We start from the raw sequence: 19,277 nt of genomic DNA on the forward strand, positions 1-19,277 counted from the left end.
CGCAGGCGGCGCCGGCGGCCGTTGCCGCGCCGGCCGCAGCCGCCGCGCTTCCGGCGGCGGACCTCGCGCCGCCTACCGCGGACGACGCCAAGTCGGCGGCACCGGCGGCACCGGCGCCGCCGCTGGAGATCGAAGGCGTGCTGCGCGACCGCTTCCTGGACGGTGCCGGCAAGGGGCCGGAACTGGTGCTGCTGCCGACCGGGCGCTTCCAGATGGGGTCTCCCGAGCACGAACGCGCGATCGCGATGGCCGCCGGGGCCCAGCGCGCCTGGCTGGCGCGCGAGCTGCCGCAGCACTGGGTCGGGATCGAGCGGCCGGTGGCGATGGGCCGCTATCCGGTGACGGTGGGCGAGTGGCGCGCGTTCGTGCGCGCGACCGGCTGGACCCAGGGCGGCGAAGTCGACTGGGATGCGCCCGGCTTCGCCCAGGGCGAGCGCCATCCGGTGGTGGGCGTGAACTGGTTCGATGCGCTGCGTTATGCGCGCTGGCTGTCGGAGGCCACCGGCCGGACCTACCGCCTGCCCAGCGAGGCGGAATGGGAATACGCCTGCCGCGCCGGCACGACCACGGCGTTCTCGTTCGGCGACACCATCACCAGCGAGCAGGCCAACTACGACGGCAACTTCACCTACAACGGCGGCCCGCGCGGCGAATACCGGCGCGGCACCACGGCGGTCGGCACCTTCCCGCCGAACGCCTGGGGCCTGTTCGACATGCACGGCAACGTCTGGGAATGGGTCCAGGACGTCGTGCACGACAACTACGAGGGGGCGCCGGCCGACGGCAGCGCCTGGGAAGAGGGCGGCGACCAGGTGCGCCGCATCCTGCGCGGCGGCTCCTGGCTGTACAACCCGCGTTACCTGCGCTCGGCGCTGCGCAACGGGTTCTCGGCGGTCCTGTCGAACGACATCGTGGGTTTCAGGGTGGTGCGGGAACTGATGTAGCGCGGCGCCGCCCCGGCGAAGGCGGCGCCGGCCGGGCCGGCGTCAGGCCGCCAGCGCCGGCAGCGCGCGCGGCTGGCCGGGGCGCTGCGCGCCATGGCCGCCGTCGAGGCGGAAGGTATCGACCAGGTGCGCCAGGCCCTGCGCCTGTTCCTGCAGCGAGTCGGCGGCGGCGGCCGCCTCCTCGACCAGCGCGGCGTTCTGCTGGGTGACCTGGTCCATCTGGGCGATGGCCTGGTTGATCTGCTCGATGCCCGCGCCCTGTTCTTCGCCGGCGGCCATGATCTCGGCCATGATGTCGGTCACGCGCGCCACGCTCGACACGATGTCGTCCATGGTGGCGCCGGCCTTGTCGACCAGCTGGGCGCCGGCGTCGACGTTGGCGACCGAGTTGGTGATCAATTCCTTGATTTCCCTGGCGGCGGCGGCCGAGCGCTGCGCCAGGTTGCGCACCTCGCCGGCGACCACGGCGAAGCCGCGGCCCTGTTCGCCGGCGCGCGCGGCTTCGACCGCGGCGTTCAGCGCCAGGATATTGGTCTGGAAGGCGATGCCGTCGATCACGCTGATGATGTCGACGATCTTCTTCGACGAGGTGTTGATGCTGCCCATCGTCGACACGACTTCGCTGACGATCTGGCCGCCGCGCACGGCGACTTCCGACGCCGACAGCGCCAGCTGGTTGGCCTGGCGCGCATTGTCGGCATTCTGCTTGACGGTCGACGTCAGCTCTTCCAGCGAGGATGCGGTTTCTTCCAGGCTGCCGGCCTGCTGCTCGGTGCGGCTCGACAGGTTCAGGTTGCCGGCCGCGATCTCGCCGGAGGCGGTGGCGATCGACGCGCTGCTATCGCGCACGCTGCGCACGGTCGCGGACAGCTGGCGCTGCATGTCGGCCAGGCCGCGCAGCAGCCTGCCCATCTCGTCGCGACGGTCGACCGCGATCTCGCCCGACAGGTCGCCCCTGGCCATGGCGTCGAAGTGGCCCAGCACCCGGTCCAGCGGACGCATGATCGAACGCAGCAGCGTGAACGTCGACACGACGATCAGCAGCGCGCCCAGCACGATCGCGGCGATCGCCGTGTTGTAGATGCGGGCGGCCAGCGCCTGGCTCGCCTCGTAGCTGCTCCTGGCCGAGCCGACCTGGTAGGCGTCCAGCTTGGCCGAGGCCGTGTTGAACTCGCCGTACGCGGCCTGCATCTGCTTCATGAACAGGGCTTCGATCTTGTCCGTGTCCTGCTGGCGCACCGCGGCGCTCAGCGCGCGCATGCCGTTGTCGATGTAGGCGCCGCGCTTGTCGGCGACGATCTTCGCCAGCGCGTCTTCCTCGGCGTTGCGGGGCAGCGCCAGGTAGGCGGCCCACGACCGGTCCGCATCCTTGATGAAGCTTTCCATGCGGTCGATGGTCTTGCCGATGTCCGGGGAATCCGGGTGCAGCACGGCGCGGTCGAGGTTGAAGCGCGCGCGGCTCAGGAAGTTCTTCGCCTCGCCGAGCGCGATGATCGACTGCATCTGGTTGCCGTACGTGTCCTCGAGGGCCGCGGTGGTCGAACGGATGCCGTAGATGCCCAGCAGGCCGTTGGCGAGGATGATCAGGCCGAGGATCGCCATGGTGGCGATCAGGCGGAAGCGAAGCGTCAATGAACTGGTCATGAGTATCTTGGAAGAGGGGCGCGCGTGGCGTCGCCTGGTGGGAAAACGGGTTGCTCTCGGATACCGCCGGTCTGGCGCCGGCATGGGCAGGAGCGAACTGTAGCGCTTTAATTTCCACGATGCAACTTATGATGGGCCGTGACGGTGCGTTGGCGTGCGCCTGGTTGCGTCATCACAACGAAATCGTGGCCGCCACCTGCGGATTCAAGATAAAACAGCAACTTTTGCCGTCGCGGCTGCATGACATTTCGCCATGCCGGCGTCACCATGCCATGGACTGGACGAGGCACCATCGACGAGGAGCGGAGCATGCGCATTCCCGAGCACCTGCGGGCGCCGGCGATCGTGTTTGGATTGCTGGCCGCGTTGCTGGCCGGCTGCGGCCTGGCCTTCCTGGCGCTGGCGCTGCGCTGAGCGCGCGGCGCTCAGGCGTCGTGCAGCACGGACGGCGGCGCGCGGCGGCGGTCGCCGGCGGGGGCGCGCACGGTCCAGTCCTCGGGGCGCGGGCCGGCGGCGAAGCGCACCCGCCCATGGAATCCGGCCAGGCGGTCGAGCAGGGTGGACGGCGCCAGCGGCGTGTCCTGGCCGGTCGCGCGGTCGCGGTGCCAGAAGCCGCCGTCGCGATGGAACAGCAGCGGCAGCCCGGCCGCGCGCGGCAGCGCGCCCTGCAGGCGCCCGGCGGCAGCGCCCGGCGCCACGGCCCGGTCGTCGTCCGGCATCGTGCCCGGCGCCAGCAGCATGAAGGATTCGGCCGCGCCGCCCGCGTCCACGCGGTGCAGCACCACCGCATGGGCCAGCAGCGCGCTGACGACCAGCGTGACCACGCCGCGGATGCTGGCGGTGAGCTCGATGCGCATGCCGAGGCGTAGCGGCACCGGCACGTGCTTGCCGGGCCAGACGCCGTCCACCAGCAGGCCGTAGCGGGACACGTCCTCGATCTCGAAGCCGGCCTGGCCGTTCTGGACGACGGCGCGGATCACGGCATGGCGCCCGGACAACCGGCGTGTCAGGCCGTCGCGCTGCGGACCGTGGTCGTCATGGTGCTGCAGCAGCAGGTCGGCCTGGGCGCCGACCGTCTCGAAGCGGCCCAGCACGCATTCCTCGAGGGCGAACAGGCGCATGTGGCGCTGGGCGCCGGCGTCCGGTTCCGCATGCACGATGCAGCCGGTCGACGCCGGGGCAGGATGGGCGCGCGCGTCCGGCAGGTCGATCTCGATCAGGTCCTCGTCCCAGGCCAGCGTCGGCAGGCCGACGGCGATGCGCCCGCCGCTGCCGGCGGCGTGCGCGGCATCGAAGTGCAGCTGGGCGATGGCGGCGTTGCGCGCGCGGATGTCGATGTCCATCGGACCGCCGGCATCCAGGCCGTGCAGGCGCGCGATGGAGCCGTCGTCGGCGCTGATGCGCACGTTCTTGTGGGTCGAGAGGAAGGTCTGGTGGATCTCGCCCAGCGAGGCGTCGGCGCGCGGCACCAGCAGCACCAGCGTGGCCACCCAGGTGCGCGCCGGGCGGTCGGCGCCGGCATCGCCGTGCGCATGCAGCTCGGCCTCGATGCGGTACTGGCCGTGCTCGCGCCCGCGCGAGGAAAAGTCGACGAACAGCGGGCGCCAGTCGCCGCGCAGGCTGCGCACCAGTTGCTGGCGCGCGCCGCCGGCCGGCAGCAGGTCGGATTGCAGCAGCAGCGTCAGCCGGGACGGCGTGTCGGCCGGCATGCCGCGCAATTCCAGCTTGAGCGCATGGCGCCCGCCGGCCGCGCGCGGGTCGAAGCCGCTGACGTGCAGGTGCGGGCGGGCGGCCGCGTGGGACGGCAGGGCATGCCCGGTGCGCGGGCGGATCGCGTCGGCGGTGTCGCGGCCGGCGCGCAGGCGCGCCAGCATCTCGAAGCTGGAGCCCAGCGCATTGGCGGCATTGGCGGTATTGGCGGCATCGGCGGCGGCGCGCGCCTGCAGATGGCCATGCGCGCACGCATCCGCGCCGGGTTCGACCCAGACGGTGCAATGCGGGTGGGCAGGGCTGCTGCAGCGTTCCATGTGGCGGCGATCGGTGGCGTTGCTGGTCACGGTGTCGGGCCCAGCTTACGCGATTGTAACGCAGCGTGGCGCGCGATATTCAATCTTCGACAATACTTTTTTCTCAAATGCATCGTTTCGCAACGCGCTTCATGCGACCGGCAAGACCGTCTCGTCGCGCGCCTGCGCACCCGCGCCGGGTATGCGCAGCAGGATCGCGGTGACGTTGTCGGGATGGAAAAAGGCCGCGGGATGGGCGTCGTAGGCGTCCAGCAGCGCGGCCAGCATCGTGGCGGCATCGGCATCCGTGGCGGCGCCGAGCAGTTGTGGCCATTGTCCGGCCCAGCCGTACGGGTCCGAGCAGGACCACAGCCCGTCGGTGGCCAGCAGGTAGGTCGCGCCCGGCTGCAGCGCCAGCGCGCGCCGGTCGGCCATGTGCGCCAGCCAGGGCGGCAGCCTGGCTGCCGTCAGTGCGAACAGCGGATCGGCCAGGCGCGCCGGATCGGCGAAGGCGTTGCCGAGGATGAACGCCTGCGACAGCTGCGGGCGGTGCTCGCCGTGCACCTGCGTCCACCATCCGGCCTCGTCGAGCGCGCCGCCCAGCGCGCAGGCGGTGGCGGGAACGTGGTCGACGGTCAGCGGCGTCACGCGCGCGGCAGTGATTTCGTACAGGCGCGAATCGCCCACGTGGTACAGCAGCGGGGCCGCGTGCGGTGCCCATTCCAGCATGGTCAGCGTGGTGCCGGGACGCGGCCCGGCGCTGCCCGCGATCGCGTCGAAGTCGCGCTGCAGGTCGGCATGCAGGGCGTCGAGGGCATGCGCCAGCGCGGCGCCGTCGCGGCAGGGCGGCAGCGCCAGCAGGCCGGCGGCCACCGCCTCGGCGGCCTCGCGGCCATGGCCATGGCCGCCCATCCCGTCCAGCACGGCCAGGCGCGCATGGCCGGGGGGCCAGCCCGCCAGCCGGCGCCGCTGCAGGCGTTGCCCGGCGAGCCAGGTGGCCATGCCGGTGCCGTCGACCACCACGAGGTTGTCCTGGTTTTCCTCGCGCAGGCGCGGGCCGGCGCCGCGCCGCGAGCAGGCGGCCACGTCGCATGCGCCGATGCGCAGGCGGAAAGGAATGGCCGGATCGGCCTGGTCGGACGGTAAATGGAGGGCGGCGCTGGACATGGCGTTACTCTAACCGCAAATGCCAGAATGCCAAGCCACGATTAGACGGGTGTTTTCCGTGCTATCGTGACGGACCCGCTTCCCCGGTCCATGCCATGCAGATCCGCCTTGTCCGACCCGCCGACCTCCCCGCCTGCGCCGCGCTGCTGCGCCGCGCCGCCGAGGAGGCCATCCTGCACGAATCCAGCGCCGAGGATGCCGCCGCCTTCCTGGCCGAGCACGACGAGGCCGGACTGCGCCGCAACCTCGACGCCGGCTTCGTCTACCACGTCGCGCTCGCGCGCGGCGACGTGGCCGGCTTCATCGGCCTGCGCGGGCACAGCCACGTGTTCCACCTGTTCGTCGACCGGTCGCGCCGGCGCCAGGGCGTGGCGCGCCGGCTGTGGGAGGCGGCGCGCGCGGCGGCGCTGGCGGCGGACGGCGGCCATGCGGGCGTGTTCACCGTGAACGCGTCGAATGCGGCGGTGCCGTTCTACGCCGCGCTCGGCTTCGAGCGGACGGCGCCGACGCAGCACGCGCGCGTGCCGTACAACCCGATGCGGCGCGGCTCAGCGGGCGTGCCGCTCGTCGGCGCGCCGTAGCCACAGGCTGCTGGCCCAGCCTTCCACGTTCCGTCCATCGACGCGCGCGCGCACGCGCCACCAGTCCTGGCGTGCCTCCCCGGTCGCCGTCACCCGGGTGCCCGCCGCCAGCACCTGCAGCCGGCGCGCGCCGGTGCCGGTGCCGTCGCGCAGGTTCAGTTCGTCGATGACGCGGTAGTCGGCACCGGCGGCGGGCGCCGCGGCCGCCGCCTGGACCGGCGGCGGCGGGGCGGCGGCGGGCGCGGCGTGGCCGCCGGCCAGGGCGCCGAACAGGCTGCCGAGGCCCAGCGTGCCGGCGGCGACGACGGCCAGCGCGCGCAGGTTGGGGCGGCGCCACCAGGCGCGCGGCGTCAGCCAGGCGGCCAGCGCCAGGGTCAGCGCCAGCGCGGCCGCCCATGGCAGTGCCACGGCGGCCCAGTCGGTCGCCATGCTCATGCGTCGAAGCGCAGCACGTAGTGGCCGGCGACGAGGTGGTGGCCGGGCGGCAGGCGGTAGGGCTGCTCCGGCGTCGCGTCGCCGATCGCGGCGACGAAGCCGAGCTGGTCGTCGAGGTGGTACAGCGCCTGCGTCGCCGACAGCCGCGCGATGCGCCAGCCGTCGGCGTCGGCCTCGAAGCTGAAGGCGCTGCGCGACAGGCCGAGGCGGTCGGCGCTGGAGGCGGCATCCAGGCCGCCGTTCAGGAAGCGCGGCGAGTCCAGCACGCGCAGCGCGGCCAGTACCGGCGTGCCGCGCCCGAACGCGCAGCGCACGCCGGGCGCCACCGGCAGCGCCGGCGGCCGGGGCAGGCGCAGCAGGGCGGCGTAGCGCTCGGCCAGCGCCGGGGCGGGGTCCAGCAGCTCGATGCGGGCGCCGTCGACGGGGCTGAAGGTGGTGGGGGCGGCGATGCGCTCGCGGCCGGCGGCGGTGACGGCGTGCAGGTCGTCCTGCTCGTCGACGGCAAAGCCGATCAGCGCGTCGGCGCCCGGCGCCACCGGCGCGAAGGCGCGGTCCAGGCCGACCTCGAGGATGCGCGCGCCGGTCTCGCGGTAGCGCGACAGGCGCGGCAGCGCCAGGGCGGCCAGGGCCACGCGCTGGCGCGCCAGCGGCGCGTAGGTCGCCTCGCTTTCCGGCGCCGCCGCGGGCGCGGGCCGCACGGCCAGCGGCACGGCCGTCATCTCGGCCCCGGGGAGCGTGCGCGCCTTCCACACGGCCGGGCGCGCGGATCCCGGCGCAAGGAGCGCCGCCGGCGCCGGCGGCACGGGGCCGGGACCGATCGGGCGCGCCGCCGCGGGCGCGGCCGGGTGGGGCGCTGGGGCCACGGGGGCGGGGCCGGTGGCGGGGTTGGCCGCGGGGGCGCGGGCGGCGAGCGAGGCGGAGGCTGCGGAAGTCATCGCAGACGCGGCGGCAGAGGCGTTGGCAGACGCGTTGGCAGAAGCGGCGGCGGACGGCGCGACGCGCAGCAGCAGGCGCAGCGGCGCCCCGGTGGCGTCGACCGCGCCGCGCCGCGAACGGATCGCCCAGTAGCCGGCGGCCGCATCGTGGCTGCATTCGAAGGCGTCCTTCGGGCGCACCTGCACCTCGAGCGGGGTGCCGGGGCCGTCGTTGATCAGCAGGACCGCGCCCTCGGTGCCGAACGGCCAGCCGGGCGCCGCGCAGGTGGCGCCGGATTCGTCCTGGCCGAGGACGGTCAGGCGCTGGTTCGGGTAGATCGCGCAGACGGTCTTCCAGACCGCGCTGTCGCGCGAGACGGCCACCGTGTACTGCAGCGGTTCGCCGGGCGCGGGCAGGTAGACGGCATGGCCGAACTTCACTTCGACCTCGCCCGGCTCCAGGCGCTCGGCGCCGACCACCTGGTAGCGCACCTCGTCGCCGCCGAGCAGGTCGCCGAAATCCTTCTGGTGCAGCGCCGCCAGGCCCTGGGCCAGGTCGCGCGCGCGCGCGCCGCGGGTCAGGTGGCGGTCGTCGTCGACGTCTTCCTGCGGCAGCACCAGCGTCACGTGCGAGAAGCAGCGGGTGGCGGCGCGGCCGCGCTGCTCGCGCGGCGCGCGTTCCAGCAGGTCGCGCAGCAGCGGGCGGCGCGAGAACAGGGCCAGGCCGGGCGCGCGCCACAGCGCGTCGGCGTCGAACACATCCTCGACACGGCCCAGGGCTTCATGTTGTACGTAGGTCGGCATGGTGCGCGGCATGGTCGTTCTCCTCTAAAGTATGGCTGCTGGCGGCAGCGAAGCCTAGCAGGGGGAAGATGAAAAACAGCAGATGCGAGCCGCCGGCCGAGAGAAAACTCATCGGCTGGCCCATCACCGGGAAGATGGCGAGGTTGGTGCCCCAGGACAGCAGCACGTGGCCGAACACGAAGGCGGCGCCGCCGGCCAGGAAGAAGCAGCGAAAGCGCGCCAGCCACGAGCGGCGGAAGTCGCGCGCGCGCCCGCCGTCCAGCCAGCAGCGCAGCGCCAGGCGCAGCAGGCCGGCCAGCAGCAGCGCCTGCAGCAGCCACAGCACCAGCGCGCCGGCCAGGCCGTGGCGGTTCAGGAAGAACGCGGGCGCGAAGTCGTCCTGCACGGCCGGGATGCGCAGCGCGGCCCCCGGCCCCGGCGCGCCCAGGCCGAGCATGCCGTCCAGGCCCCACCAGCCGCCCTCGGCGATGGCGCGCGCGCCCAGCAGCACCTGCTGGCCGGTGTGCGGATGGCCGGCCGGGTCGAGCCAGACCAGGAAGCGGTCGGCATAGAAATCCCAGCGCGCGATCTCGGCCGGCCCCGCGTCGCGCAGCAGCGCCACGCCCAGCACCGCGCTGGCGGCGCCGGCCAGCAGCAGGCAGGCAACCAGGCGCTGGCGCGTGGCCAGCGCCTGCGCCAGCGCCATCGCGCCGCCCCACACGGCCAGCAGCACCAGCGGCGAGTAGTCGTCGACCTGCACCACGGCCACGGCCAGCAGCAGCATGAACAGCAGGGCCGGCGCCACCAGGCGCAGCGCGCGCCGCCAGGCGCCGCCGGGCACCGGCTGGCTTGCCGTGGCCAGCGCCAGGCAGTGGGCGCTGAGCAGGGCTAGCGCCAGCTTGGCGAACTCCACCGGCTGCAGGTCGAACACGCCGGTTTCGCTGCCGAACGCCACCTGCAGCACCAGGCCGGCCAGCGCCACGCCCGTCAGCGCCAGCAGCGCCAGTTCGACGCGCGCCTGGGCCGGCGGCAGCGCCGGGCGTACGAAGGCTGCGAGCAGGCAGGCGCCGGTGCCCAGTGCGATCATGGCCGCCGTCTTGCCCGCGTGGCGCAGCCAGGACGTGTCGCCCGCGCCCAGGCCCAGTTCGAGCTGGGCCAGCAGGCCGACGGCCAGCAGCAGCACGGCGGCGGCGAGGGCAGGATCGAGGCGGCGCGGGGCCAGCAGCGCGCACCACAGCGCGGCCCAGGCCGGAACCAGCGCCAGGCCGGCGCCGGCCGGCGCGCCGCTGCGCTGCAGCCACAGCTGGATCAGGCCGCAGGCCAGCAGCAGCACGCCGGCGCCGGCGCGCAGGGCCGCACCGGCCCGCGCGGTCCACGGCGGGCGGCCCGCGCGCCGTCCGCCGGCGGCCATGGCGGCGCCGGCGGCCGCCAGGGCCAGGACCAGCGCGGCCAGCAGCGGGACGTGCGCGGCCGGCGGCAGGCGCCACGGCGCGCGCTCGGTCCAGGTCCAGGCCACGCCCTCGGGCAGGCGGGCGCGCGCCTCATGGTACAGCGCGACGCCGCTCACCGGGCGCAGGTGCAGCACGTCGCCGTTCGGTGCGAGCAGCAAGCGCGTGCGGCCGGCGACCAGCGCCTGGCCGGGCGCCGGCGCCAGGCGTTCCTCGCGCTGCGCCAGCAGGCCCGCGCGGCCGCCCTCGTGCAGCAGCAGCGGCGCGGCGTCCGGGCCGGTGGCGGCGGCCAGCAGCAGGGCGCCGTGTTCGCGCGCGAGGGTCGCGGCGGGCGCCGGCAGGCCGGCGATGGCGATGCGGTTGCCGCAATCGAGGTTGCCGCCGAAGACCAGCGGCCGCGCCAGCGCCAGCGCACCGGGCGCGACGCGGTTCCACAGCGCGGCCAGGCGGGCGCCGATGCGTGCGTCCGGACAGGCCGGCTGCACCGCGCCGTCGCGCCGCAGCAACGCGCCGTCGAAGTGCCAGCGGGTGCCGGGCGCGGTCAGCTCGACGCCGTCTTCGTTTGCCACGGCGACCGCGAACGTGGCGGCGCCCAGCTGGAAGCGTTGTCCGGCGGCCGGCGCCACGCTGCCGCTGCGGCGGCGCACGTCGCCGTCCTGCAGCAGCAGGCGCGCGGCGCCGGCGTTGGCCAGCCACCAGGCGCCGTCGGCATCGCGCCGCAGGCGCACCTGCCCGTCGTCGGCCAGCGGCGCGGCCAACGCCTCGCGGCCCAGCGTGATGGCGGCGCCGCGCGCCAGCGTGACCGTGATCTGGTCGGGCATCCAGGCGGCGGGCGCGCGCAGCACGGCCAGCAGTTGCAGCGCGCAGGCCAGCAGCAGCGCGGCCGCGGCGAGGGCGCGGGCGGACAGGCGCAGGGCGGTGTTCATGCGGCGGCCCTCGTCGTCGGACGGGCGCCGGCGTGGACGCGCACGGCGTCGGTGGCGGCGGCGAGCAGGCGGCTGATCTCGAGGGCGTGGCGCGGACGCTGGCACGGGTCCGGGGCGAGCAGGGCGCGCAGCAGGGCGAGCAAGGCGGCGTGCGCGGGGCCGGCGTGGCCGGCGTCGCCGAGCGCGGCGCGGGTGAAGTGCGCGGCTTCGTCCGGCGCCAGCGTGTCCGGACGCGCGCCGTGCGCGGCCAGCAGCTGCGCGGCGGCCGCATTGCCGTGCGCGCGCCGGGCCTGGGCGCAGCGCGCGCCATGGCGCAGCACGGCGCCGGTGACGAGGTGGTAGAGCAGGGCGCCGAGGGCGAAGTAATCGCTGCGCGCGTCGGTGTGGTAGCGGTCGGCGGCGTCGGGGAAGAACTGCTCGGGCGCCTGCCAGCCGGCGGTGCCGGCGTAGGAGTGGGCGGACGCGTCGAGGAGCGGACGGTTGGTGCCGAAATCGGCCAGCTTGAGGGTCTTGCTGCCGGCGTCGAGCAGCAGGTTCGACGGCTTCAGGTCGAGGTAGCGCCAGCCGTACTGGTGCACCTTGGCGAGCGCCTGGTTGACCTGGCCGGTCCAGTCCAGCGCCTGCAGGCAGTCGACGGCCGCGCCCTGCGCGCGCAGGCCGGCCAGGTGGCGCGCCAGGTCGCCGTCGAGCAGTTCCAACGCCAGCGCAGGCTGGCCGTCGTGCATCCCGCTGTCGAGCAGGCGCACGATGTGGCGGCGGTCCCAGGGCTGCAGGGCGCGCAGGAAGGCGATCTCGGCCTCGGCGCTGGCGCTCCAGCGCGCCCGCTGCGGCGGCAGCGCGAGCGCCATCTGCTCGTGGTTGACGAGCTTGAGCGCAGCCGGCGCCCCCCCGCCCAGCGACTCGGCGCGCCACACGACCCCGTAACTGGACCCCGCCAGCCGCTCGCACAAGCGCCAGGCCGCGCCCTCCAGTGCCACGATATCGCCCGCATCCGCCATCCACGTCTCCCATCCGCAACGGCCACCCGCCGCCGCACCACCCTAGCCGGGGGACACCGAAAAACCTGCGAAACATCAAACCGGGGTCAGAGCCGGGGTCAGAGCCCGGTTTTGGGCAATAAAAAACCGCGCTCGGGGCGCGGTTGTGGGGAACGGGATGGATCAGCGGTGATGACCCCAGCCGCCATGGCCGCGGTCGTGGCGGTCCCAGCCACGGTCGTGGCGATCCCAGCCGCGGCCGCCGCGGTCGATGACGACGACGCCCGGACGGCGGTCGTAGTAGTAGGCAGGCGGCGGCGCGTAGTACGGGCGCGATTCCACGTAGACCGGACGGGGTTGCACGTACACCGGCGCCGGCTGGTAGTAGCCGGAGGAATAGCCCGACGAATAGCCGGACGGGTAGTAGCCGGAGGATACGTAACCGCGGTCGCGATAATAATAGTCGTCGTTGGTGCGCACCGAATTGCCCACCACCGCGCCGATGGCGCCGCCGACGAGTGCGCCGTCGCGTCCGCCCACGCTGCCGCCGATGGCCGCGCCGGCAATGGCGCCAACGGCAGTGTTGACGCCCCGATCGCTAGCCATTGCCGTGGAGGACACGGCGGCCGCGGCCAGGAGTACCGCACCAAAGCATTTTGTTTTCAACATGGCTTTTCCTTCAGCCGCAACGGGGATCGGGATGATCGTGACGACGTCGGGCATGCAAGCATCATAGACCCGGCCGCTAGCGCTGCCACGCGTTAATACGAATTCTTACATCTGCATTCACGGCCGTAACATATCTTTCGACAAGGCCGCGGACCCTTGTACTGCGCGCAGGCCACCCCATCTAGTCATCCCGTCAATCATGTCCTTGAATCCATGTCTCGTCGACGCAGCGGATTGTCCCTCCTGATCATTCTTGCCGTCCTGCATGCCTACCTTGCCCTGCGTCTACTGCCCGCGATGGAGATCGGCGTGGCCGGCATGGCGGCCGGAGCGGCGTTGCTGGCGCTTTCCGCCGTCCTCGTGCGCATCGGCCTGGTGGCGCCGACGCTGCGCCGCTCGCGCTGGTCCGAGCAGATGGGCTGGGCGGGCGTGCTGGCGATGGGGCTGTTTTCCTCGCTGTTCGTGCTGACGCTGCTGCGCGATGGGCTGCTGGTCGTGCTGCACCTGGCCGGCGCCGGCGGCCCGGCCTTCGTGCGCGCCAGCGCCCTGGCCGTGCCGCTGCTGGCGCTGGCCGTGACGGGCATCGGCTTCGTGAACGCCCGCCGCGTCGCCCGCGTCGTGAGGGTCGACGTGCCCATCGCCGGCTTGCCGCACGCCCTGCACGGCTATGCGATCGCCCAGATTTCCGACATCCACGTCGGCCCCACCATCCGCCGTCCCTACCTGAACGCCATCGTCACCAAGGTCAATGCGCTGAAACCCGATGCGATCGCGGTGACGGGCGACCTGGTCGACGGCAGCGTGCAGCGCCTGGCCCTGCACACGGAACCGCTGGCGCGGCTGGCGGCGCCGGACGGCACGTTCTTTGTCACCGGCAACCACGAGTATTACTCCGGCGCCGAGCCGTGGATCGCCGAACTGCGCCGCCTGGGCCTGCGCGTGCTGATGAACGAACACGTGATCCGGCGCCGCGGCGACGCGGCACTGGTGATCGCCGGCGTCACCGACTACACGGCCCACCTGTTCCATCCGGAGCACCGCAGCGATCCGCGCCGCGCGCTGTCCGGCGCCCCGGTCGACGCCGCCGTGCGCATCCTGCTGGCGCACCAGCCGCGCAGCGCGCCGGCCGCCGCCGATGCCGGCTTCGACCTGCAATTGTCCGGCCACACGCATGGCGGCCAGTTCTTCCCGTGGAACCTGTTCGTGCCGCTGCAGCAACCGTTCGTCGCCGGGCTGAACCGGCTGCGCTCGCTGTGGGTGTACACCAGCCGCGGCACCGGTTACTGGGGCCCGCCGAAGCGCTTCGGCGCGCCATCCGAAATCACCCTGGTGCGGCTGGTGCCCGCCATGACATAAATACCAGGCATATATTTACGGCAACAATTTTCCCCGCGAAACGGACGGATGCGCTATCGTTGGCGTCTTTGACCCACTTGAAGGATCCCGCGCATGAATCGCCGTCCCCGTCTTCCCGCCCTGACCCTCCTTGCCGCCGCGTTGCTGGGCGGCGGCGCGCATGCCGCCACGCCGGGCAATGATCCGGCCGCGCTCGCCAAGGTGCGCGATACGGCGCTGCAGAGCGACTATGCCTACCAGCGCCTGGAAGACCTGACCGACCTGGTCGGCCCGCGCCTGTCCGGTTCGCCGGGCGCGGCCGCGGCCGTCAAGCAGGTCGCCGACGAGATGCGCAAGCTGGGCGCCAAGGTGACGCTGCAGCCGGTCAAGGTACCGCACTGGGTGCGTGGCGCCGAGACGGGGGCGCTGGTGGACTACGCCGGCCGTCCGGAAGGCGTGACCCAGAAGGTGGTGCTGGCCGCGCTGGGCGGTTCCGGCGCGACCCCGGCCGACGGCATCAAGGCCCAGGTGATCGTGGTGCGCACCTTCGAGGAACTGAAGGCGCGCGCGGCCGAGGTCAAGGGCCGCATCGTCCTGTTCGACGTGCCGTTCGACCAGAAGATGGCCGACCGCGGCCTGGCCGGTCCGGCCTACGGCCAGGCCGTCGCCTTCCGCGGCGCCGGCCCGCGCATGGCGGCCGAGATGGGGGCGGCGGCCGCGCTGGTGCGCGCCGTCGGCGGCGCCGCTTACCGCATCGTGCATACGGGCGCCACCGGCCTGCAGGACAATGCGCGCATCCCCGCCGCCGCCGTCACGATCGAGGACGCGATGCTGATCGCGCGCCTAGCCAGGCGCGGCCCGGTGACGATGCACCTGACGCTGACCCCGCAGACGCTGCCGGACGCCGACAGCTTCAACGTCATCGCCGACTGGCCCGGCACCGACAAGGCCGACGAGATCGTGCTGGTGTCCGGCCACCTGGATTCCTGGGACCTGGCCACCGGCGCCAACGACGACGCCAGCGGCGTGGTCAGCGCGATGGAAGTCATCCACACGCTCAAGAAGCTCGACTACCGCCCGCGCCGCACCATCCGCGTGGTGGCCTGGATGAACGAGGAAAACGGCGGCCGCGGCGGACGCACCTACGATGCGCTCTACAAGGCCCAGGCCGAAAAGCACTTCGCCGCCTACGAGGACGACAACGGCTCCGGCCGGCCGTTCGGCCTGCGCGCCGGCATCGGCCTGCAGTCGACCAAGCTGCTCGCGCCCCTGCAGGCCGCGCTGCAGCCGATGGGCGCGGGGGCGCTGCGCCGCGAGGACGTGATCGGCGCCGGCGACCTGCATGCCCTGGAGGATTCCGGCGTGCCCAGCTTCGAGCCGTGGATCGATTCGTCCGACTATTTCAATTACCACCATACCCCGGCCGACACCTTCGACAAGGTCGACCCGGACAACCTGCGCCGCCACGCCGCCGTGATGGCGACGACGGCCTGGTTCCTGGCCAATATGGAGCAGCCGATCGGCCGCTCGAACGTCTCGGCCATGCCGGCGCCGGCCGCGCAATAAGGCGGCGCGCTCGCCGCGCGGCGCGCGCCTGTGGGACAATGCCGGCCTCGCCGCTACCATCACGTTCCATGGACGCTTCCCGCCGCATCGCCGCCGCCGCCGCCCTGTTCCAGCAGGGCGAACCCGCGCGCGCGCTGGACGCCGTGGCCGGGCTGCTGGAGGACGCCGGCGCGGGCGACGCACCCCGCGTGCCCGATGCGCTCGACGTGTCCGATGCGCTCGACGTGTCCGATGCGCTCGATGCGCTGAACCTGGCGGCCGCCTGCGCCCGCGCGCTGGGCCGCCCGGCGCAGGCCGAACGCTATGGACGGCTGGCGCTGCAACGCGATCCCGCGCACGCGCCCAGCTGGAACAATCTGGGCATCCTGCTGCAGCAGCAGGGCCGCGGGCCCGAGGCCGAAGCGGCCTACCGGCGCGCGCTGGCGCTGCGGCCGGGCTTCGCGGATGCCCACTACAATCTGGCGCTGTTGTTCCAGCAGGCCGGCGCATTCGCGGCGTCGGCGGCCGAGCACGAGCGCACGCTGGCGCTGCAACCGCGCCATGCGGGCGCCAGCGCCAACCTGGCCGTCGTGCTGGAGCGGCTGGGCCGCCTGGACGAGGCCGCGCAGCGCTTCGGCGCCGCCGCCGCGCTCGATCCGCACGACGCCGACGTGCTGCAGCGCCGCGCCGACGTCCTGCAGCGCCTCGGCCGCCGGCCGGAGGCCGAGGCCTGCTACCACGCCGCACTGGCGCTGCGCCCGGACAGCGCCGAACTGCACAACAACCTCGCCGTGCTGTACGCCGGCGTGGACCGCCCGGATGCCGCCGAGCGCCACTATCGCCGGGCGCTGGCGCTACGCCCGGACCATGCCGACGCCTGGCACAACCTGGGCCTGCTGTACACGCAGCAGCGCCGCCACGGCGAGGCCGAAGCGGCGCTGCTGGCCTGCGCCGCGCTGCGACCCGGCGATCCCGAAGTCCTGAATTCACTCGGCAACGGCTACCAGTACCTGCACCGCGAAGCCGACGCCGAGCAGGCATACCGGCGCGCGCTGGCGCTGCGCCCGGGCTATGCCAAGACGCTGAACAACCTGGGCGCGCTGCTGCAGCGCACGGGCCGCGCCGAAGAGGCGGAAAGCGCCTACCGCGAGGCCGCCGCGGTCGATCCGGACTACCCCGAAGCGCGCTGGAACCTGGGCTTCCTGCTGCTGGCGCAGGGCCGCCTGGAGGAGGGCTGGCCGTGGATGGAGGCGCGCCACGACCCGCGCCTGGCGCGTCCCATCGCCGCGCGGCCGGCGCTGCCGTTCCCGCCATGGCGCGGCGAGGACCTGGCCGGACGGACGATCGTCGTCTGGCCCGAGCAGGGTTTCGGCGACCAGGTGCAGTTCGTGCGCTACCTGCCGCTGCTGAAGGGCCTCGGCGCGCGCCGCGTCACCCTGGTCTGCCAGGATGCGCTGGCGCCGCTGCTGTGCGGCGCCGCCGGCGCCGACCTGGTGGTGCCGCTGTCCCGGGCGGCCGGCCTGCCGGCGCACGACTACTGGGTGCTGGCGCTGAGCCTGCCCATGCATGCCGGCACCACGCTGGCGACCATCCCGGACGCGCTACCCTACCTGGCCGCCGACCCGGCGCGCATCCGGCGCTGGCGTCCCCGGCTCGACGCGGCGGCGCGCGGCGGCGCGCGCGTGGGGCTGGTCTGGCGCGGCTTCGGCGGCCACGTCAACGATGCCAACCGCTCGCTGCCCGGCCTGTCCTGCCTGGCGCCGCTGCTGGCAGTGCCGGGCGTGTCCTTCTTCAGCCTGCAGCGCGGCATGGACGGCGAGGCGGGCGCGCATCTGCCGGCGCAGCTACCCGACCTGGGCGCGGACATCGCCGACTTCGCGGACACGGCCGCCATCGTCGCGCAGCTCGACCTGGTGATCTGCGTCGATACCGCCGTGGCCCACGTGGCGGGCGCGCTCGGCACCCCGTGCTGGGTGCTGCTGCCCGCCGTGCACCCGGACTGGCGCTGGATGGAAAGGCGCCGCGACTCGCCCTGGTACCCGGGCGTGCTGCGGCTGTATCGCCAGCAGCGGCCCGGCGACTGGGACGGCGTCGTCGCCGAGGTCGCCGCGGACCTGGCGGCATGGCATGCGCAGGCGTGACATTCGGCGCATGCGTCGCGAACGACGCGTAACATTCTGTTGTTTCCAGACACACTGACGTACGGCTCCCGGATAGTCAGTGGGGGTAAATTGCCTATCGGTATCATTTCCATAGGATAATATCGGTTCCGCCCATGCTGGCCGTTCGACCCGATAGATATCCATGAACCACATTTACCGCCTCGTCTGGAACAAGAAACGCAATATGCTGGTGGCCGTCGCCGAAACGGCCAGCGCGCACGGCAAGGATGCTTCCGGAGAGACGACGGCCGGCGCCGCGGGTGCGGGCGGCGGCGCGGTCGTCCTCGGCGCGCGCACGCTGATGGCCGCGGCGCTCTGCGCCTTGTTCCCGCTGGCGGCAGTCGCCCAGGAAATCGTTCACCAGATTCCCGCCAGCACCCAGGAATCCCTGTACGACGGCGATGGCTCCAATGCGGCGGCCGCCAACTGGAAGCTGCGCAACGACGGCGTCCTCGACATCGGCGGTACCGATGCCGGCACGCAGTTGCTGACGCTGTCGGGTTCGGGCACGGTGCTGCTGGGCGACCGGTTGCTGACGCTGACGTCGGCCCGCGGCGACAACGAAGGCTTTTACCTCGGCACGCTGCAGGGCAGCGGCGGCCTGGCCATCGACGGCGGCTACGAGATCCTGGGCGGCGCCAACACCTATCTCGGATCGACGACGGTCGCCAGCGGGGCCACGCTGGCCCTGTCCGGCTCGGGCAGCATCGCGCTGTCCAGCGGCTTGTCCAACGACGGCGTGTTCGACGTCGCCGCCGTCAACGACGGCGCGCGGGTGCGCTCGCTGGCCGGCTCCGGTACCGTGCTGCTGGGCGGCCAGGACCTGAGGCTGACGCAGGCCGCCGGCACCTACGCGGGCACCATCGACGGCGCCGGCGGGCTGCACGTCGCCGCCGGCACCGAAGTGCTGAGCGGTGCGAATACCTATTACGGGGCGACGACCATCGCCCAGGACGGCGCCCTGGTCCTGTCGGGCAGCGGCAGCATCGCCTATTCGAGCGGCGTCGCCAACAATGGCACGTTCGATATCGCCGGCACCGATAGCGGCGCCGAAGTGCGCAGCCTGTCCGGTTCCGGCACCGTGCTGCTGGGCGGCCAGGCGCTGACCCTGTCCGGCGCCTACCAGGAATTCACCGGGGTCGTCGACGGCGCGGGCGTCCTGGCCGTCAACGGCGGCAATCAGGCGCTGGGCGGCAGCAATACCTACACGGGCGCGACCGTCATCGGCGAATACGGCACGTTGTCGCTGTCCGGTTCGGGCAGCATCGCGCTGTCCGCCGGCGTGGACAACCAGGGCGTGCTCGATACCACCGCCGCGACGGCCGCTACCCACCTGCAGTCGCTGTCCGGTTCCGGCACCGTGGTGCTGGGCAACCAGGATCTGGTGCTGACGCAGGCCGGCAGCGCGTTCGACGGCACCTTCGCCGGCAAGATCGAGGGCGATGGCGGCCTGCACGTCGCCGGCGGCACCGAAGTCCTCAGCGGCGAGAATACCTACTACGGCGCGACGACCATCGCGCAGGACGGCGCCCTGGTCCTGTCGGGCAGCGGCAGCATCGCCCATTCGAGCGGCGTCGCCACCAATGGCGTGTTCGACATCGCTGGTACCGATAGCGGCGCCGAAGTGCGCAGCCTGTCCGGTTCCGGCACCGTGCTGCTGGGCGGCCAGACGCTGACGCTGTCGAACGCCCAGGACGTATTCGCCGGCGCCATCCACGGTTCCGGCGGCCTGGCCGTCAGC

The 19,277-nt window shown here is 73.2% G+C and carries 14 protein-coding genes; 6 read left to right on the top strand and 8 right to left on the bottom strand.

All coding sequences use genetic code 11. The features are described from left to right. Positions 1–944 (top strand): formylglycine-generating enzyme family protein (locus QZ749_RS04800; protein ID WP_296943878.1); only part of this gene is annotated, 944 nt, incomplete at its 5' end. Positions 945–986: 42 nt separating this feature from the next. Here QZ749_RS04800 and QZ749_RS04805 read toward each other — a convergent pair. The 3 genes from QZ749_RS04805 to QZ749_RS04815 all read right to left on the bottom strand — a co-directional run bounded on the left by QZ749_RS04805 (position 987) and on the right by QZ749_RS04815 (position 5,761). Beyond that, positions 987–2,588: a methyl-accepting chemotaxis protein gene (locus QZ749_RS04805; RefSeq protein WP_296943881.1), complete on the bottom strand. Its 1,602-nt coding sequence runs from the start codon at positions 2,586–2,588 to the stop codon at positions 987–989. 425 nt (positions 2,589–3,013) lie between these two features. Further along, the gene (locus tag QZ749_RS04810) at positions 3,014–4,645 is read right to left on the bottom strand and encodes an FHA domain-containing protein (RefSeq protein ID WP_307726650.1); all 1,632 of its coding nucleotides are present in this window, start codon (positions 4,643–4,645) and stop codon (positions 3,014–3,016) included. Positions 4,646–4,744: 99 nt separating this feature from the next. Next, positions 4,745–5,761 carry a PP2C family serine/threonine-protein phosphatase gene (locus QZ749_RS04815; protein WP_296943884.1) on the bottom strand — a complete coding sequence of 339 codons (1,017 nt, stop codon included), beginning with the start codon at positions 5,759–5,761 and terminating at the stop codon, positions 4,745–4,747. Positions 5,762–5,856: 95 nt separating this feature from the next. On the opposite strand from QZ749_RS04815, the gene QZ749_RS04820 reads away from it, so the two are divergent. Further along, positions 5,857–6,342, top strand: a complete 486-nt coding sequence (locus QZ749_RS04820) for a GNAT family N-acetyltransferase (RefSeq protein WP_296943887.1) — start codon at positions 5,857–5,859, stop codon at positions 6,340–6,342. On the opposite strand, the gene QZ749_RS04825 is transcribed toward QZ749_RS04820, so the two are convergent. From QZ749_RS04825 to QZ749_RS04845, 5 genes are all read right to left on the bottom strand, one after another. Then, positions 6,310–6,771 carry an SH3 domain-containing protein gene (locus QZ749_RS04825; RefSeq protein ID WP_296943890.1) on the bottom strand — a complete coding sequence of 154 codons (462 nt, stop codon included), beginning with the start codon at positions 6,769–6,771 and terminating at the stop codon, positions 6,310–6,312. The genes QZ749_RS04820 and QZ749_RS04825 overlap by 33 nt on opposite strands. 2 nt (positions 6,772–6,773) lie before the next feature. Further along, positions 6,774–8,507 carry a hypothetical protein gene (locus QZ749_RS04830; protein ID WP_296943893.1) on the bottom strand — a complete coding sequence of 578 codons (1,734 nt, stop codon included), beginning with the start codon at positions 8,505–8,507 and terminating at the stop codon, positions 6,774–6,776. Beyond that, entirely contained in the window at positions 8,473–10,848 is a 2,376-nt protein-coding gene (locus tag QZ749_RS04835) for an FtsW/RodA/SpoVE family cell cycle protein (RefSeq protein ID WP_296943895.1), read from the bottom strand. The genes QZ749_RS04830 and QZ749_RS04835 overlap by 35 nt, the downstream gene beginning before the upstream one ends. Further along, complete coding sequence (locus QZ749_RS04840) at positions 10,845–11,846, bottom strand: protein kinase (RefSeq protein WP_296943898.1); 1,002 nt, start codon at positions 11,844–11,846, stop codon at positions 10,845–10,847. Before QZ749_RS04840 ends, QZ749_RS04835 begins: the two co-directional genes overlap by 4 nt. A gap of 162 nt (positions 11,847–12,008) precedes the next feature. Then, a complete protein-coding gene (locus tag QZ749_RS04845; protein ID WP_296943901.1) occupies positions 12,009–12,548 on the bottom strand; it encodes a YMGG-like glycine zipper-containing protein in 540 nt (179 codons plus the stop codon). Positions 12,549–12,707: 159 nt separating this feature from the next. Between QZ749_RS04845 and QZ749_RS04850 the strand changes: the two genes are divergently transcribed. The 4 genes from QZ749_RS04850 to QZ749_RS04865 form a co-directional block, all read left to right on the top strand. Further along, on the top strand, positions 12,708–13,850 hold the full coding sequence (locus tag QZ749_RS04850; protein ID WP_296943903.1) for a metallophosphoesterase: 1,143 nt from the start codon (positions 12,708–12,710) through the stop codon (positions 13,848–13,850). Positions 13,851–13,943: 93 nt separating this feature from the next. Further along, on the top strand, positions 13,944–15,395 hold the full coding sequence (locus QZ749_RS04855; protein WP_296943906.1) for a M20/M25/M40 family metallo-hydrolase: 1,452 nt from the start codon (positions 13,944–13,946) through the stop codon (positions 15,393–15,395). 68 nt (positions 15,396–15,463) lie between these two features. After that, the gene (locus QZ749_RS04860) at positions 15,464–17,515 is read left to right on the top strand and encodes a tetratricopeptide repeat protein (RefSeq protein WP_296943908.1); all 2,052 of its coding nucleotides are present in this window, start codon (positions 15,464–15,466) and stop codon (positions 17,513–17,515) included. Between the two features lie 163 nt (positions 17,516–17,678). Continuing rightward, a partial coding sequence (locus tag QZ749_RS04865; RefSeq protein WP_296943911.1) for an ESPR-type extended signal peptide-containing protein occupies positions 17,679–19,277 on the top strand: 1,599 nt, incomplete at its 3' end.

This window comes from uncultured Massilia sp. (assembly GCF_913773735.1).
Lineage (GTDB): Bacteria > Pseudomonadota > Gammaproteobacteria > Burkholderiales > Burkholderiaceae_D > Telluria.